Consider the following 17168-nt stretch of genomic DNA (forward strand, 5'->3'; position numbering starts at 1 on the left):
ATTGCGGTTAGCCGATTAACACATGCTTTCCCTCGAATGCGAACCCATAATGATATATCATATCTTCTTGAATGCCTTTATTCAACAGATCTGCATCATAATTTTTATCTTTTATCTGTTTCAAAGCATTTTTGACGGTATCTTCCAAAGTCTTTTCATCATCTGAATCATGAACTTTAAACTCTAAAATATATGCAGGATAATCCTTTTTAATTGGCTCAAGACATACATCATATCTGCCAAATCCACTCTCCCTGTTTGACACTATATGATATTTATCAGCTAATTCAACCAACAAACCTAGCACGAATCCATGATAAAACCTTTCTGGCTCAGCATACTCGGAAGGACGATTTCCAACATCGAATGATGAAAAAGTATTTAACGCAACATCGTTCATGAACTTATTCATGTACTTTACATCATTTTTCAGAAGGGCTTCAATGAAATCATTGTATCTGCTACTTCCACCTTCAAACCAGCGTCGTACCATATCTTCATACATGTGCATTACTTCGTTATTCGTAACAGCGATACGACATTTCTTTCGCATGCCGATTTCTCCAAGCTCTTCCACAATTTTCAAATAGCCTGATGCTAGAAGCATACTGAATACGCCGGATTCATTTCTATCAATCAAATTGAAAACTATTTCTTCATCTATTAAGGTCTCTATAGATTCTCCTTTTAACAGAGCCTCAAACTGCTTTTTAATATCAGAACTTCCCTCGCGAATAAGCTTATCGATCAGCATGTTGCTACTGGTGTTTGCCCAATAAGCATCAAGCTTCTTTGAATCCAAAAACTGGGTGATTGACCATGGATTGTAAATATCATTTTTCGTACCTATTTTAAATCCATCGTACCACTTCTGAACCTCTTTCTTTTGACTAAGCAAATCATATTCATCAAGGGCTGACATTACTTCTTCGCTGGTGAACCCAAAAGTAGATTCATATTTTGCTGTGGTAAGAGATGCAACCTTTAAATTGTTCAGGTCAGAAAAGATTGATTCCTTGCTGACTCTGGTTATTCCGGTCATTATGGCACGCTCCAAATAAATATTGGTTTTAAAGGTAGCGTTAAAAATATTTCTGACAAAGGATGTGATTTCATCCCAGAAACCATCTACATAAGCCTCCTGAAGAGGAGTGTCATATTCATCCATAAGTATGATAACTTTTTTGTTGTATTTTCTATATAAAAGCTCGCAAATAAAATTGATAGCATTGCTGGCCACGGCATCTGGCATATCGTAGCCCACCATATTCCAGTAATCCCTATCCTTGTCAGTTACAAAATCGCTTTCGATAAGATACTGATTTTTGCGATACAAGCTAACGATTTCCTGGATAATCTGCTGCTTAGCCATTTCGTATGTATTGCCTTTGACCGATGCAAAGCTTAATAACAGAGTAGGGTATGTACCCTGGATGTCACGATATTTAGACTCATTCCATATAGCAAGTTTTTTGAATAAATCCCTGGTATCGTCATAAGCGTTAGAAAAGAAATAGTCGAGCATGCTCATATTCAACGTCTTTCCGAAGCGACGAGGACGGGTAATAAGAGTGACAACATCCCCACTCTCCCACCATTCTTTGATGAACATGGTCTTATCTTTATAAAAATAGTTATTTTCTATGATGGTCTTAAAATCCTGATTACCAATAGAGATTTCCCTTGGATTATCTCCGGCTGTGTGTTCAGAAATGTGCCCTGGGTACAAAACTTCTTCCAACGCTGCAATAGTATCCAAACGAGGAGATTCTATTTTCCCACCCAAAACTTTTTGCACTGTACTAAGATTAACCCCTGATTTCGTTGCAATCTGCTCGTAAGTTAACCCCTGTTCAGCTTTTGCCTTTTTTAGATTTTCAATACGTTCATTCATATAATCACCACCCAAATTGCAATTTTGATCTCATAAAATTGCAATTAATTGCAATTTCTTAATTGGAGTATAACAAAAAATTGCAATTTTGTTAACCAAAATTGCAATTTATCATTTCAATATTAAATTCTTATGGCTGCATAGCCTACAGTCATTACGTACATGAAGATCATTATTAGACCTTCTTTTCTCGTGATTTTTCTTTCGGTGAAGGCGTAGCCCCAGGAGACTATGGTTATTACAAGTAGAATCAGAATGTCATATACCGATGCGACGTTGACAGCGACAGGTGAAATAATCGCTGAGACTCCGAGGATGAATAGCAGGTTGAAAATATTTGAGCCCAGGACATTTCCCAGGGCGATACCTAGCTGGCCTTTGCGGGTGGCGATGATGGAAGTGACCAGCTCAGGGAGGGATGTGCCGATGGCTACAATCGTAAGGCCTACCAAGGTTTCTGACATGCCAGCCTGAAGGGCTAGCGTTTTAGCGCTGTAGACTACAAGCTTTCCTCCGGCGATTATCATGATAAGGCCTACGATTATAAATACTGCGCACTGCTTGTTGGAGTATATTCTGACACTGGACATATCCTCCAAAGCACTATTCTTTTCTTTCATGAATATCCAGGCAACATATAGGATGTATGAAAGTAAAAGCCCAGCTCCGCCAAGGCCTGAAATAGTTGTAACATTTTCTGTTACAACCGGGCCAGTTGATTTAAAGTGGCTGATTATGGAAAATCCTCCAATTGCCACAAACACCGCCAGCGTCGACACTGCTGCAACTTTAAAGTCTCTTTTGATGATTCCTTTCTCTACCACCAGTGGGGACAATACAGCGCAGATGCCAAGGATACCAAGCATGTTGAACATATTGGAGCCTATGATATTGCTCAGTGCTATCTCGCTAGATTTTTCAGCTGCTGCCGTAACACTAACCGCTAGCTCTGGAGCGCTGGTTCCGCAGGCCACAATAGTGAGTCCTATAATCAAACCTGATACTTTAAAATTCTTCGCCAATGCAGCGCTGCCATCCACAAATTTGTTGGCGCCGAACACGAGTAGTGCGAAGCCCACTAATAAAATTAAAATTGTAATAATCATCATGCTGGCATTATAGAATGACAAACTAAAGTTTATGTAAGATGCCTAAAATCAATACCACTTTACATAGCTTATACCTGCCTAGCGCATATTTAACTTGTATCTAATAACACTTTAATTGAGGAGGTTTTTATGAACGAGGAATTAACTTGCCCACAAAAAATATTAAGATTTGTTCCTATGGTTGCGTTGCCGCTGATTGTGGGAGGAATCAGCGCATTACTTACAGGAAATGCCATGGATTCGTATCAAGTGATGATACAGCCGCCACTGGCACCCCCTGCCTGGCTATTTCCAATAGCATGGACAATTCTATATATCCTGATGGGCCTAGGTAGCTATTTTCTGTTACTAGCCCCAGCAGATACTACAGAAAAGAAAAGTGCCAAGTGCATCGCCATGATAGTTTACTTTATCCAGCTCTGCTTCAACTTTGTATGGTCGCTGATATTTTTCAACGCAGCGCAGTATACACTAGCCTTCATTTGGCTTATGATTCTATGGGTGATGATTATCGTGATGATATGGAAAACTTCTAAAGTATGTTGGAAAGCCACATTGATGTTTGTCCCTTATCTTCTATGGTGTACCTTTGCAGCCTATCTAAATCTGATGATTGCAATATTAAACTAATCAAAAGTGGGAGCCTTTTGGCTCCCACTACCTTGTTCTAAAACTGAATTAATTCAGCCCAATTATAATCTATTATTTCCCCATCCTTGGTCTTTTTATATGCCTCTTCTGCATGCATATAATCAACTACATCCTTCGTTTTCATCGTATCAAATTTCGTTATAACAGAATTAATAATGCTCTTCTCTTCATTTGACAAAGTTTTTAAATCAAGCTTTTCGTTGTACATTATATGGTATCGCACATTATCATAATCCTCTGCAAGCTCTTCTTCGAAAACAACATTATCCAGTTGTAAAATAGCATCATGACCTATTGGAAGCGCCCCCATATTTGCATGCTGATACACAAGACCTGTCAGAGATTTTTTATTCTTCTGATAAAATAGGATATCAGTATACCAAAGCATTTTCATTAGTTTCACCTTATACAAATACTTCACATGCTTCGCTAGATAGTTAATTACTAATTCTAATTTATCAATATTTAATACCTGAAACCCATTTGTGATAGATGGTTCCATATAGTTCAAATAAAAGCTTTCAAGTTTGTTGCGAGCAATGTTTTCTCTTCCATGCTGTGAAAGTTCTTCATTTATTCTTTCAAGAAAGATAGCTTCTTTATTTTTATTGAAGTTTTCTTTATTTCTAATATAAAAATAATAAAGAACTAATGGATTATTTTTAATCAATCTCAAAATATTGTCATATGGAGCATCCTGAATAGCTTTGCTTTCATAACGGGAAATAGTTGCTTCTCCCCATCCCAGTACCTGTGATAAATCCACTTGAGATAATCCATATCTCTCCCTTATCTCAACAATCTCATACGAAGTTAGTAGTCCCTTTTGCTTGCGATAAGCGTTTCTTGCATTTAGCAAATTTTCATTTTCCATGCTACCCGTTGTAAATTCATTGTCCCCTTTTGAATCTGGACAGATATAATACTTTTCATCATACTCTACTTTTAAGCCTTTTATAATTGTAATTGCTTTTCTTTGCTTAAGCTCTACTTCATGATTCTTTCCACAAATTGGACAATTTATAATAGCCCCCTTTACTATCAATTGATAGTAACACTATTGTACTATCAATTGATAGTATGTCAATTAATATTTCATGAAGTATTAATGAAAAGTGGGAACCTCCCTGAGGTTCCCACTTCCTTTTTACATCAGCACAGTAACCTTGGTTCCTGCGCCCAGTTCACTTTCGATTTGGATTTTGGCGTCGTGGATTTCCACGATGTGCTTTACGATAGCAAGGCCAAGGCCGGTGCCACCGGAGGCTTTGGAGCGGCTTTTGTCTACGCGGTAGAAGCGCTCGAATACTCGGTCTAGGTCACCGGCAGGGATGCCGATGCCGTCATCTTCTACGATGAGCTTTTTGTAGCCGTATTCTTCAAGAACTGAGACTGCCACATGTCCACCTTCATTGCCGTAGCGGATAGAGTTTTGCACAAGATTGTCGATTAGCTCGCGGATAAGATCTGGCCTGCAGCGCACTGTGGTGGATGAACCAGATAATGTGATATCAATGTTTCGCTGGCTGGCAGCCATAGATAATGAATCAAGCTCCTCGGCGGCCAGCTCATACAAATCCACAGTTTCGAACTGCTCGTCATTATCATCACTATCCAGCTCGGAAAGCTTGATGATGTCCTCTATGAGGGCCAGCAAACGATTTGCATTCTTATCTATTTCATCAGCAAAGTGCTTTCTCTTTTCCGCAGGTGTATCATCCGAGCCTAGCAGCTGAGCGTAGCCAGAGATGGCTGTAAGGGGCGTCTTCAGCTCGTGACTAACGTTAGCTGAGAAATCCTGGCGCACCTTTGCGGCTGCCAGCACTTCCTCGTGTTGCTTGCGGATTTTGCTTATAAATGGGTAAAGCTCTGGATATGGCGAGTCCACAAAATCATCGTTGAGCTTGCCTGCCACATCCTCGATTGGCTTCATGAGCTGGCGAGTGAGGATGCGTGAAACCAGCACACATACAAATGATATGAGCAAGATCAGGCCGAGGCAAAGTGGCAATCCACTGGCAAACACCACCCATACTGCGTCCACCTCCTGAGCGATACGCAAGATACGACCGTCGTTTAAGCGTAGGGCATAATAATAGTCCTTCAGCCCCATAGTGTCGGACTGTCTTTCAATCTCTCCGGAACCAGTCTCCATAGCGCTGACAATCTCAGGCCTGTTGGCATGATTATCCATCTGCTCCGCATTTACGGTATTATCAAAAAGCACTGTACCGTCAACATCTATCAAGGTAACTCGCAGTTTTGCGTCCATCAGCTTTGGATTGTCCTCCAAGGCTGCCACATCTGCGGTGTCAAAAAATTCTGTATCTTTAAAAATCTGTGCGGTGACCTGCATATCCTGGTGAACCTGCCGCTCGAACAAAGCGTAGTAGGCCAAGGTCACGCAGAGGGATGTGCAAAGCACTGTGGCGATAATCAGTGCCAAAAATCTAAGGTAAATTTTCTGTGCCATGATACCTCCACTTTACTCAATCACATATCCAACGTTTCTAACTGTGCGAATCAGGCTTCCGCAGCTACCAAGCTTGGTCCTAAGGGTCTTGATGTGCATATCCAGGGTGCGGGATTCCAGCTCGTAATCTATTCCCCAGATTTTGTCCATTATCTGAGTTCGTTTTAGGACAATGCCACGGTTCAGCGTCAGGTATTTCAGCAGCTCGTACTCTTTGTAAGTAAGCTCTATAGTCTGGCCAGCCACTGTCACCTGGTGACGCTGGTCATTTATGGTAAGATCATCGATAGTAATGATTTCCTGAGAAGCCTCCATGGTGCGGCGAAGCAAAGCCTTTACCCGGGATGTGAGTTCCATCACTGAAAATGGCTTTTTGATGTAATCGTCAGCTCCCGTTTCCAGGCCTCGGACCAAGTCGATTTCGCCAGTTTTGGCGGTGACCATAATCACCGGAATGGCGGCAGTAATTTCACTGGAGCGAAGCTGCCTTACTATTTCAAACCCGTTTTCATCAGGAAGCATGATGTCCAGCAGGACAAGGTCGGGTAGATTGTGTTCCAAAACATCAAAAAAGTCTGCCCCGTTGGCAAAGCTGTCGACCTGATAGCCGGCATTTGCCAGGGCAAACTCTTCTATTTCTCTGATATTCTCGTCGTCTTCAACAATGTAAACAAGAGCCATAGTGACCTCCTTCATATGTACATAAACAATCAATCTATGTGATACTATAGTATGATTATCTAAATTTTATGTAAAGAGGAATAACCTGTGCTCACACGATCATCTGGGACTGTGTATTCTGCCAGGCGCACCAGATGCTTCGAGAATGGATAAATTATCATGGTGCTTCCTACGTTAAAAACAGAATGAATAATCGCAATGGCCACCGGCCCAACAGCCGCCGTTAAGAATTCAAAATTAAAAATCATGTTTAATCCATAAAAAGCTAACGTAAATACGGTAACACCAACGACATTAAAGTATAGGTGAATCATGGATGCTCGTCTGGCATTTTTGCTAGCTCCCACTGATGATAGCAACGCTGTGGAGCATGTGCCGATATTCTGGCCCAGGATGATAGGAAGTGCTGCGCCAAAGCTGACTGCTCCCGTCAATGACAGTGCCTGCAGGATTCCAACCGATGCCGATGAGCTTTGGATGATAGCAGTAAACACCATACCAACCAGGATTCCAAAGAATGGATTTGAAACTGCTACCAACATATTTTCAAAATATGGGCTGTGGGCAAGTGGCTCCATAGAAGCGCTCATTGCATCCATTCCAAATATCAACACGGAAAATCCAATTAGCAGATGTGCGATGTTGGTCTGCTTCGCATTTTCCTTTGCCTTCATGTAAAGCACAACGCCGATCATGGCAAGGATTGGTGCGAAGGATGATGGCTTGAGCAGTTTGATAAACACTGCATCGCTTTGGATGCCCACCATGGATAACATCCAGGATGTGACTGTGGTGCCGATGTTGGCGCCCATGATTATGCCAACCGCCTGACGCAGGCTCATCACACCAGAATTTACCAGGCTTATCACCATTACTGTGGTAGCCGATGATGACTGAATCACCGCTGTGACACCAGCGCCTAACAGCACACCATAAATAGTTTTGTTGGTAAGACGCTCCAGTATCTGAGCCATCTTCCCCGAAGCTAGCGCCTGTAGACCGTCTCCCATGAGCTTCATGCCATACAGGAAGAGAGCCAGCCCACCCAGCAGCTTCAGAATCATAAAAATGTCCATTTCATGCCTCCTTAATACAAGAAATTTTCCAAATGGTTGCACTTGTATTATGGAGGGGAAATGTAAAGGGTGGGTAAAATTCGGATTTGTAGCATTGGATAAGATTTGTTATACTTTCCATGTGCTAAATGAAAGTGGCGTATATCAAATAAATCTTATCCGCCGCTGGATTCAGGAACTAAGTTTTACTTAGTTCCTTTTTATATATAAGGTTTTTCCTTATATCCTTTATTAGTAGACTTCATTTTCAGATAATCTGTAAAAGATTCCCCTGGCAACTTTCGATTCTTAGCAAGCATCTTCGACCAAATATCATTTCCATCTTCTTCATTAATCAATCCTTTATTCAATGCTTCTACCAATATCATGCCGGTATCAATATGCTTCAAGTCATATTTATCAATATACGGCGATATATCCCGATAATTATTACTAGCTAAAACACCTTTATAGGCTTTAGCAAGAGCTATTCCCGCCGCCTCTCCATTACCAATTGACTTACTTCCAGCGTTTCCTGAAACAAGTGCTTGATAAATATCATATTCCTCTGTACCTACTTCTATATCCTGAATCCTTGCACTGTTGTCTTCTAACAGACTTTCAGCTCTCCGCTTCAAATGTGGAATAGCTGGATTAGATAACTCATCATATACAGGACTTGGGAATATTATTCGTCCTCCATAAAGTTCCTTTAATATATTTGTATCGTTTATCCACAGAAATGCTGATAAACAATCCGTATCGAAGAAATATTCATTAGTCATTCAAGTTACCTTCCTCCTCTTCGAGATTGTACACAATATCAGCCCTGTAGCCATCCAATAATAACTCTTCTCTCTTGCCGTTTGATATTAGACCTTCGCTAAATAATTCTTCTATTTTACGAATATATTCTCCTGTGGCAAAATATTCTCTATTCGATGATGCTGGTTGGTATAATTCCTTGCCATATCCCAGCAATGCCGCCTCTCTGGAAACAGCGATATCTTTAAAATTCTCTTCTTGCTTTTCATCAATGAAGCCATTGCTTACTAATCTAAACAACATAGCCATATGGCTTACTTGGAAGAACTGCTCTGCTTCTATAACTTTTGCAAGTGTCCACTTTCCATTATTATTTGTTACGTATTGATACAATGCGTCATATGGCATCAACAAATAGCTTGCGAATTTATCAGCTTCCTTTTCAGATTCTGATTGGTTATCGCTCATATTTTTATTACATATTACTTGGCCAACTATATCTTCGTATAATACATGGTATAGTTCATGTGCAAGCGTAAATCTCTGTCTACCATATGATGTTTTTGAATTAATACAAATCACTATATCATTGTCCACTCGGGTACACATACCACTTATTCTATCTGATAATGGATATCTAAGAATAGTAATGTTTTTTTCCTTCCACCCATTAACTATTCCGAAAATATCAATAGGCGAATATCCATCTTCATTCCAACCCCTTCTAGTTTGCAATGCAAGTGAATTTAATTCCTGATCTGTCTTCATCGCTATTTCTCCAATAAATTATTCATAAATCTGATATTTCGTGCTATTTTATTAACTGCCGCTATACTTTCTAGATCCTCCGCTTGAATGCAATTTGCCCTAAAAGCAAATGTCACTGGGGTGTATTCCTCATCTCTTCCAAATAAGTACGCCTCTGTACAACAAAACAAACTACATATTTTTTCAATCAATGACACATTAAGAGCCCTAGTTCCATTTTCAAGTTTTGTAACCATACTTTGATCCACACCAAGATATTGAGCCATTTGCTCCTGAGTCAATTTACTATTCTTGCGCAATTCTTTTAGCCTATTGCTTTGAATATTGTCATCCATATCGAATCCTCCATTTCTTAATTCTATTATAGAGCGCCTTTGTCATAAATTCAATATATTCATTTTTGTTTTTTATGACAATTTCTCTATACATTTGTCGTACCTCCTTTTATTACAGCTTACTACGACACAATTTATTTTTCTCACCTCTGAGGTTTCTTTTTTCCGTATTTTTCATTATTATAAAAGCCATTTTTGCAGTTTTTACGCAAAAATGGCTTCTATATTTGTCACTTTAAACTTTTTATCTCCCACAGCACTTCTTATACTTTTTTCCAGAACCACATGGACATGGATCATTAGGATAAACCTTCTTGCCCAGCTCCACAGGAATACCCATGGCCGATAGTTGAGGTTGAAGCTCCCCAAGTATAGATGCTGCTTTAGAACTTCCTGGAACAATTGTTGGAATTCCTGTGAAGTTATTCGAATGAAGCTCCAACGGTTTGTGTCCACGATTTTCGATGAGGCGAGTGTTATTGTGGGCATCCATTAGAAGATTCATAAATTCACCTATCTGGTCTTCCCCATCAAAAACTGCATCATGCTCATTTAAATCTTTTATTATCTCTGTAGGGCTGTCTCCATTGTAGCTATTCATCCATACATTAAGGCACCATGTTGTAGCTAGCTCACTTTCCATATGTAATTTCTTCATGAAAAATGTGTGCAGCTTCTTATATGCCAGTGAACTAGATTCATAGCAATCGTGTGTTATTTCTTCTATTTGAGCAGCAGATGGAATATAGAAATCCTTGCCAACCTGGCTACGTAGCAGAGGATAGACTTCTCCACTTTCAAATATATCAAAATGTACTAGTAGCCCATACTCTGTATGTAGCTACTTATCTATTCCAGCTTCATTAACCTGTAATTCATCTTCTGGAAAAACAGTGCAGCCTCGGATATCCAGTGGAATCTCTAAGATAATTCCGAGCATGTCCTTTATGCTATCTTTCACTTTGAGATGATATAGTTTATAGATTACCTCCAGCGGTGCCACACCATAGTACTCTCTGAAAAATCGGAGGCACTTTATGAACCAGCCCTTTTTCTTTCGCTCTAAAAGAAAATCTTCATCTTCAATTTTGGAATATACTTCCTTGATTTCATCATAGATTACAAGATCGTCTGTCTCTTCTTCGAACTCTCCGAGGAAGTACATATACAGCTGAAAGCTGTCCATGATTCTATCAATCCCTGTATCCTGAGACGATTTGATTGCCTTTTTAAGCAATGCTAGCTCTGAATCTGTAAGACAAGCCAAGCGTGTTCGCATTATTTCTGGATTGCTCATCCCCGCAACCAGTTTATCAATCATCTCTGCCTTCTTAAGCCTAGAACTGAGTTTGATTTTAAAATTGTCTGCCAGCACTAACAAATCATCTTTGGTGTATTCGTTTAGACGTGATTCTAGTTTCATTGGTTCTCCCTTTTTGTTAACTCTATATTCCTACATCTCTTCCTCAAAATCCTTCTCATAGAACAGATACTTACGACAAGCCAAAAGAATCGCAATACAAACTATACGTATCATTGTTTCCAATGGAGCTTCATGCCCAACTACTAGTCCCCTGGCGATGGCAAATATCAAGACTTCGACTATAGTGTTCATGGAATGCTTTATAAGCATTCTGATGAACTCTATAACAATAACTGCATTAAATGCAGTTATTAAAATATCTTCGATATATTCATCAAATGCCAGCTCAGTCAGGGATACCACATGTATTCCCAATTGGATGCAGCTGTACGCAACACCAACCAACAATATGGCTGCCACTATCTTTTCTAAGAAGCTTGGCATTTTCAGGATGAAATCATGTGCTTTTTCTATGATAGATTTTTTCATGTTGATTCCTTTTTACCTTTGTTCTATTTTCTCAAAGTCTGCCTTAGGATGTTTGCAGATAGGGCAGATGAAATCGTCTGGTAGTTCCTCTCCAACCCACTCGTATCCACATATACGACAGCGCCAGATAGTCTCTCCCTTTGGAGTGGTTCCAACTGCCTCTGGCTTTGGTTTAATGTTGCTTTGATAGTATTCATATGTTGCAGAGGCTGCTTTCGAAAGAACTTCCATGGCTACTGGCTCGCAGATAAAAAGTGTATGAGAGCCCAGGTCTATAGTCTGTTCTACCTTCAATGAAAAGTACGCGTTGGTTCCTACTGTAATATATGGAATGCCGTTTTCTGAGGTCTGGTAATTCGCGGCTGGATAATCAGCAAACTTATCTACATCTCTTCCGGATTGGAAACCGAAATGCTTGAATAAATCAAAAGTAGCATCCTGGCTAATGACTGAGATATTGCACTGTCCAGTGGCTTTCACCATATCGTGAGTATAGTTTGCCTTGTTAATAGCTACCGAAATACGGTTTGGCTCTGATGCGATTTGAATAGCTGTGTTGACAATACAGCCATTAATCTTGTCGCCTTGTACTGCCGTACACACAAACAGCCCATAAGATAATTTGTACATCGCCTTTGTGTTCATTTCACCCATATGCTACCTCCTTTTAAATTGAAGAATATGTAATTAATATAGTTATCTAGTGTAAAGTCGATGTAATAATAAACCCTAATTCTCCCACAACACGTTCTCACCATGTCTCAGCGGATATGTACTCAGCTTTGTTCCATCCAAATCCGCTTTATGCATATCCACTGCAGTAATCTGGTGGTTTTCATAGGTATTGTAATAGTAGATTCCCTTGTCCAAATTACAGCAGGATGTGTAGATGGTGATTTCATACGCATCTTCACCTAGATGTACACATCCCCTCTGCTGGTCCACCGAACCAAGGATATGGAAGAATTGGCTTACACTTTCCAGCTCTGATTCGCCTGATACAGAATTCATCCGGGTGAATGCCGCTTTCACAAAACGGGATGTGGATGATAAATCCCCAGGCAAGCCGATGGCTCCCATGCCTCGGCTATACTGTTGCAAGGATAAGTTTTTAGCAAAAGTATTATGTGCCGGCTCAGTAGAAAGAGCCATATATTTGTTTAACTCAAAGAGCTGAATATCGAAGGTTGGATTATTAGTCATTACTCCAACAGGATTATCGTAAATACGAAGGCCCTCTTTAGTTTGCTCCACAACTATAGACTCTGTTTTATCAGATATCATCCAGTGAAGTGGGGATAAAGGAAGCTGCTCGCTAAAATTCTCATTAATGAGATTGATTCTTTCAAGCAATGTTCTGGCTTCCTTCACAGAAGCACACTGTCCCAAAATCCATGGAATAAACTCGAAGGGAGCAATGTTATCTTTGTCAGGATTCATTTCCTTGTAGTCTGCATTGCCAGGGAAGTTCAGCCCAGCCATACCAACACCTTTTTCATTGATGGCATCATAGAAAAGAGGATAGTCGTCCACCACAAAAGCCATTCCTATTAGCGCATAATGGCTATCCAAATCATTCTGATGCCTAATAGGGAACCTGTAGTTCCTAGGCATGATAGTTACTGTCTCGTGATAAGAAAACTCCAAATCCAGATTTCTACCAAAGTAATGATCTTTGCTATAGTATGTTGCTGCAGTACACATAATAACCTCCCCAAATATTGTTATTCTGTCTTTACCTAGGCGCCTTCCACTGGCTCACCACACCGTCCGGTGTCCCCATGAACTCCTCCATGGTGGCAGATGTTTCGGAGCTGATGCCGTCGCGTTTCACAACAGCCTTCACTGTGTCTACAATGATTTGGAAATCCAGTGCAAATGAGATGTTACGAGCATACCAGACATCCATTGCGAATTTGTCTTCCCAGCTGACTGAGTTGCGGCCGTGGGCCTGGGCGTAGCCGGTGAGGCCTGGACGGACGTCGTGACGGTGGCGTTGTTCCTCGTTGTAGCGAGGAAGATAGCGGACCAAAAGCGGACGTGGGCCAATGATAGCCATGTCGCCAACTAGGATATTAAACAGCTCTGGCAATTCATCCAAAGATGAAGCTCTAAGAAAACGTCCATATTTGTTTAAGCGTATTTCGTCTGGAAGCAGTTCACCGTTTGCATCACGGCGATTGTCCATGGTACGGAATTTAACCAACTTGAACACACGCTCATGAAGACCAGGGCGTTCCTGTGTAAAGAATGGATTTCCGCCCATGAATACTGCTCCTAAAATGATTAGTATTAAAAGTAAAGGGGACAGAACAACTATCCCCACTAATGCTAAAATGAAATCTATTAATCTTTTAAAAAACTTTGCGTACATGCAGCTTACCTCTGCTTATTTAATCTTTGCAGCCGGCACTCCCACATAGGTTCCAGCTTCTTTCAAATCCTTTACTACTACCGCACCGGCGCCAATCATGCAATCATCGGCGACAGATATATTATTGCTTACTACAGCACCAATTCCAAGCCAACATCTTTCTCCAAGTGTTACGGTGCCTGCAGTATGTGCTCCCACTGATATATGTGAGAAGTCTCCGATGGTATTGTCGTGATCCACCGATGAGCATGTATTGATGATACAGCCATCACCTATAGTAGTGCCGGGATTGATGACCGCTCCTGCCATAACAACAGTACCGACACCAATAGTCACATCATATGCAACTACAGCCTGTGGATGAATCAAAGTAACAACATTACACCCATCCTGCACCAATGATTTTTGCATCCTTTGTCGAATAATAGCATTGCCTATTCCAACAAAGAAATCGTATCCATCTGCCTTTGGTCCTGATGTTTCAGATGTCTTTCCGACAACAGAATACTCGCCCAATGTCTTAATGCTTTCATCGTCATCCAAAAAGACAATTTCATCATATCCATTTAACAACGCTGTATCAGCTATAACTTTACCGTGGCCGCTGGCCCCGAGTATCGCAAGTTTTTTCATTTATTTAAAAGCCTCCAAATTAAATATCCATAGCCTTTATTGTATCTTCTACAACTTTCTTCTTATCAAAGATTTCTACCATCCTCTCACGACCTGCTAAGCCCATAGCTTTACGCTCATCTAAAGATAGAGCTAAGAACTTTTTCATGCCTTCATAGAGTGATACAGCATTCTGCTTCTCAATTAAAAATCCAGTAACTCCATTCTCCACAGATTCCATGCAGCCATGAATATTAGTAGTTATGACAGGGCGGCCAGATGATGCCGATTCAAGATTAGTGTTAGCCATACCCTCGTGCCATGATGGAAGTACGAAACAGTCACATGCTTCGATAAAAGGCTTAACGTCATTCTGGAAACCGTGGTTTGTAAGCCAGCCTTCTGCCTGATATTGATTCAATGTATCTGTATAGTCTTCCTCACACCATCCTACCACGTCAAGATGACAAGCTATTCCATCTTTTAATAGCATCTGCATTGCTTGGAACAATTCCTCTACGCCTTTTTCTTTCATAACGCGTCCAACGAACAGGAACTTTACTTCGTCTGTATGATTAGGATAAGGAACCAATGAGTATAAATCTGTATTCACGCCTGCACCATGAAGAACATGAGTCCTATCCTCAGTGATGATATGATTTTCCAAAAAGACCTGTCTATTTCCTTCATTTTCAAACAAAACTACTTTTGCTTTCTTCAATGCCTTTTTATAAAGACTAACCACAAAGCTCTTTAACAAACCATCTTTTTGAAATGCAGTTCCAAGGCCTGTAATATTCACTACATATGGAACTCCTGCCTGTTTACATGCAAGACCTCCATAGATATTTGGCTTTATTGTGTATGTGATGACTAAGTCAGGTGATACTTCTTTTAACACCTTTTTATACAACTTGAACAGTGCTATATCCTTTAGCGGATTCATTCCACGACGCTCAAGTGGAGTATCAATAAATTTACATCCTATCTGGACCAAGTCTTCTACTTTTTCGCCATATGGCAATGCGATATGAACTTCATTGTTCTTTAGTAATTCTTTTATTAAATCACGACGAAACTGATACAGTCCTACGTCATTGTTTGCGATAATTAATATATTCATTCCTTCTACTCAACCCTCAACGAATTAAATCCATAATAATTACTCATATCCACATTTACCCAATCTGCTGGGTCCATATCGATATAGAAATTCTTATAGTTCTCAATATCTGCTGGCATCTCTTGCAATGAAACCACAACATCACTGCCTTCCTCATATGTATCCAGCTTATCCAATATTTTGCTAACAGCACTATGATAATCTTGGAATACTCCATCTTTAAGTTGCGACGCCACTTTGTAAGAAACATTATTCTCATAAGTGAAATTATCTAGCGCCATGCTTGTAAATATGATAACCACCATAAATGTGACTATGAGCTTTCTATTCTCTTCCGTCATCACATTATGCTTTATGAAATCAGATACCACCAATGCTATTACCAGCAGAACGAAGATGATTGATACATCAAGAACAAACAACACTCTATTTGGCATGTTATCGCCTTGGCCCAATGCGACAGGGAACACTGCTACAAACGGAAGAAGAATTGTCCCACATAACATAAGTGCAATATTCTTAACTGATAATCCTTTAGCCTCATAGAATAATAAGCCGCATAAAATCATCAACATGAATACAGTCCAGATGCTTGTGTTACTGTTGAACCATTCTATTCGAGAAACATAAACCTTGATTGATGTAATTATTGCTGAAAACGGATGGATTCCTGAAGAGTCTGCGACATCATGTCTAACATAGTTTCCAGGTGCTGCCACATTCACTAATGCACCTATAACCCAGACAGCGAATATACAAATGTGCCCAATATTAATCTTTTTACACTTAATTGCAAAATACACAACCAGTAACAGAAGTGCATAGCAACCAAAGCCTGATATTATTAAAGAACCACCCATTCCCAGAAAGCCAAGTAACGAAATCAGTACCGCATATACGATATTAATTCTCACATTCTTCCTAATAAATAAAGCCAATCCTACCATTGTAATTATTAAAGGCATTGTATATACTGCCATGCCAGTAAACCAGTAGATGCCCTCATAATATGAATTGTAGGCAGTGAAAACAAAGACAGATAGCAGTATAAACAACACTCTAGTCACCAATGATTTCTGCTCAAAAACTTCCTTAAGCACGGAATTGCAAAGAAAAATGAATGATCCAAATAGTGCAATCGAATTAAAAACTGCAATATACTTTAATCCGTCCAATCCTCCATGCAAAATAGGAGATAATATCGCTATTATCCCCAATCCAGTATATGTTCCTTGCCATGAATTATAATAGTACTTAATATAATTAAAGCCAGTATAACCTCTTTTAAACATGCTTCCCGCACTAAAGTCATCGGCAATCATGACAGAATAAGCACTTGATATTACAGTTGGTGCAATCAAGACTATCAATATAAGAATTCCAACACCTGAAATAAGCGCGTTCCTTCTATTTTTTGAATCGCTCATGATATGCTTATATAATTCTCCAATTCTATTAATCATGTAACTATTTCCT

At 39.9% G+C, this 17168-nt stretch carries 17 protein-coding genes and 2 pseudogenes; 1 reads left to right on the forward strand and 18 read right to left on the reverse strand.

What is annotated here, in order from left to right; genetic code table 11:
• Nucleotides 1–7 precede the first annotated feature (7 nt).
• Both BMY66_RS10145 and BMY66_RS10150 read right to left on the reverse strand, forming a co-directional pair.
• Nucleotides 8–1894: an AAA family ATPase gene (locus BMY66_RS10145; RefSeq protein ID WP_090395063.1), complete on the reverse strand. Its 1887-nt coding sequence runs from the start codon at nt 1892–1894 to the stop codon at nt 8–10.
• 122 nt (nt 1895–2016) lie between these two features.
• On the reverse strand, nt 2017–3003 hold the full coding sequence (locus tag BMY66_RS10150; RefSeq protein ID WP_090395064.1) for a calcium/sodium antiporter: 987 nt from the start codon (nt 3001–3003) through the stop codon (nt 2017–2019).
• A gap of 129 nt (nt 3004–3132) precedes the next feature.
• Here BMY66_RS10150 and BMY66_RS10155 point away from each other — a divergent pair, with 129 nt between their 5' ends.
• Nucleotides 3133–3633, forward strand: coding sequence for a TspO/MBR family protein (locus BMY66_RS10155; RefSeq protein WP_090395065.1), 501 nt, complete (start codon nt 3133–3135; stop codon nt 3631–3633).
• Nucleotides 3634–3670: 37 nt separating this feature from the next.
• Here BMY66_RS10155 and BMY66_RS10160 read toward each other — a convergent pair whose 3' ends face one another.
• From BMY66_RS10160 to BMY66_RS10235, 16 genes and pseudogenes are all read right to left on the reverse strand, one after another.
• Nucleotides 3671–4699, reverse strand: a complete 1029-nt coding sequence (locus BMY66_RS10160; RefSeq protein ID WP_090395066.1) for a type II TA system antitoxin MqsA family protein — start codon at nt 4697–4699, stop codon at nt 3671–3673.
• Between the two features lie 102 nt (nt 4700–4801).
• A complete protein-coding gene (locus BMY66_RS10165) occupies nt 4802–6037 on the reverse strand; it encodes a sensor histidine kinase (RefSeq protein ID WP_242942705.1) in 1236 nt (411 codons plus the stop codon).
• A gap of 102 nt (nt 6038–6139) precedes the next feature.
• Complete coding sequence (locus tag BMY66_RS10170) at nt 6140–6808, reverse strand: response regulator transcription factor (protein ID WP_090395068.1); 669 nt, start codon at nt 6806–6808, stop codon at nt 6140–6142.
• Nucleotides 6809–6915: 107 nt separating this feature from the next.
• Nucleotides 6916–7884, reverse strand: a pseudogene (locus tag BMY66_RS10175) (Na/Pi cotransporter family protein); the annotation flags it as partial.
• Between the two features lie 200 nt (nt 7885–8084).
• Nucleotides 8085–8648, reverse strand: a complete 564-nt coding sequence (locus BMY66_RS10180) for a PIN domain-containing protein (protein ID WP_090395070.1) — start codon at nt 8646–8648, stop codon at nt 8085–8087.
• The gene (locus BMY66_RS10185) at nt 8641–9396 is read right to left on the reverse strand and encodes an ImmA/IrrE family metallo-endopeptidase (RefSeq protein WP_090395071.1); all 756 of its coding nucleotides are present in this window, start codon (nt 9394–9396) and stop codon (nt 8641–8643) included. Before BMY66_RS10185 ends, BMY66_RS10180 begins: the two co-directional genes overlap by 8 nt.
• A 2-nt stretch (nt 9397–9398) precedes the next feature.
• Nucleotides 9399–9731, reverse strand: coding sequence for a helix-turn-helix domain-containing protein (locus tag BMY66_RS10190; protein WP_044935314.1), 333 nt, complete (start codon nt 9729–9731; stop codon nt 9399–9401).
• A 244-nt stretch (nt 9732–9975) separates the two neighbouring features.
• Nucleotides 9976–10059, reverse strand: a pseudogene (locus tag BMY66_RS13990) (SEC-C metal-binding domain-containing protein); the annotation flags it as partial.
• Nucleotides 10060–10572: 513 nt separating this feature from the next.
• The gene (locus BMY66_RS10200; RefSeq protein WP_090395073.1) at nt 10573–11154 is read right to left on the reverse strand and encodes a hypothetical protein; all 582 of its coding nucleotides are present in this window, start codon (nt 11152–11154) and stop codon (nt 10573–10575) included.
• A gap of 30 nt (nt 11155–11184) precedes the next feature.
• Entirely contained in the window at nt 11185–11583 is a 399-nt protein-coding gene (locus BMY66_RS10205) for a hypothetical protein (protein ID WP_090395074.1), read from the reverse strand.
• 12 nt (nt 11584–11595) lie between these two features.
• Nucleotides 11596–12228 (reverse strand): flavin reductase, encoded by a 633-nt coding sequence (locus BMY66_RS10210; protein WP_090395175.1) that lies wholly within the window; start codon nt 12226–12228, stop codon nt 11596–11598.
• 84 nt (nt 12229–12312) lie between these two features.
• Nucleotides 12313–13287, reverse strand: a complete 975-nt coding sequence (bsh, locus tag BMY66_RS10215) for a choloylglycine hydrolase (RefSeq protein ID WP_090395075.1) — start codon at nt 13285–13287, stop codon at nt 12313–12315.
• 31 nt (nt 13288–13318) lie between these two features.
• Entirely contained in the window at nt 13319–13957 is a 639-nt protein-coding gene (locus BMY66_RS10220) for a sugar transferase (protein ID WP_090395076.1), read from the reverse strand.
• 15 nt (nt 13958–13972) lie between these two features.
• Nucleotides 13973–14590 (reverse strand): acetyltransferase, encoded by a 618-nt coding sequence (locus tag BMY66_RS10225; RefSeq protein ID WP_090395077.1) that lies wholly within the window; start codon nt 14588–14590, stop codon nt 13973–13975.
• A gap of 19 nt (nt 14591–14609) precedes the next feature.
• Nucleotides 14610–15692, reverse strand: a complete 1083-nt coding sequence (locus tag BMY66_RS10230) for a glycosyltransferase family 4 protein (protein WP_090395078.1) — start codon at nt 15690–15692, stop codon at nt 14610–14612.
• Between the two features lie 5 nt (nt 15693–15697).
• On the reverse strand, nt 15698–17155 hold the full coding sequence (locus BMY66_RS10235; protein ID WP_090395079.1) for a DUF6056 family protein: 1458 nt from the start codon (nt 17153–17155) through the stop codon (nt 15698–15700).
• Nucleotides 17156–17168: the final 13 nt, after the last annotated feature.

The organism is Pseudobutyrivibrio sp. C4, from assembly GCF_900111635.1.
GTDB lineage: Bacteria > Bacillota > Clostridia > Lachnospirales > Lachnospiraceae > Pseudobutyrivibrio > Pseudobutyrivibrio ruminis.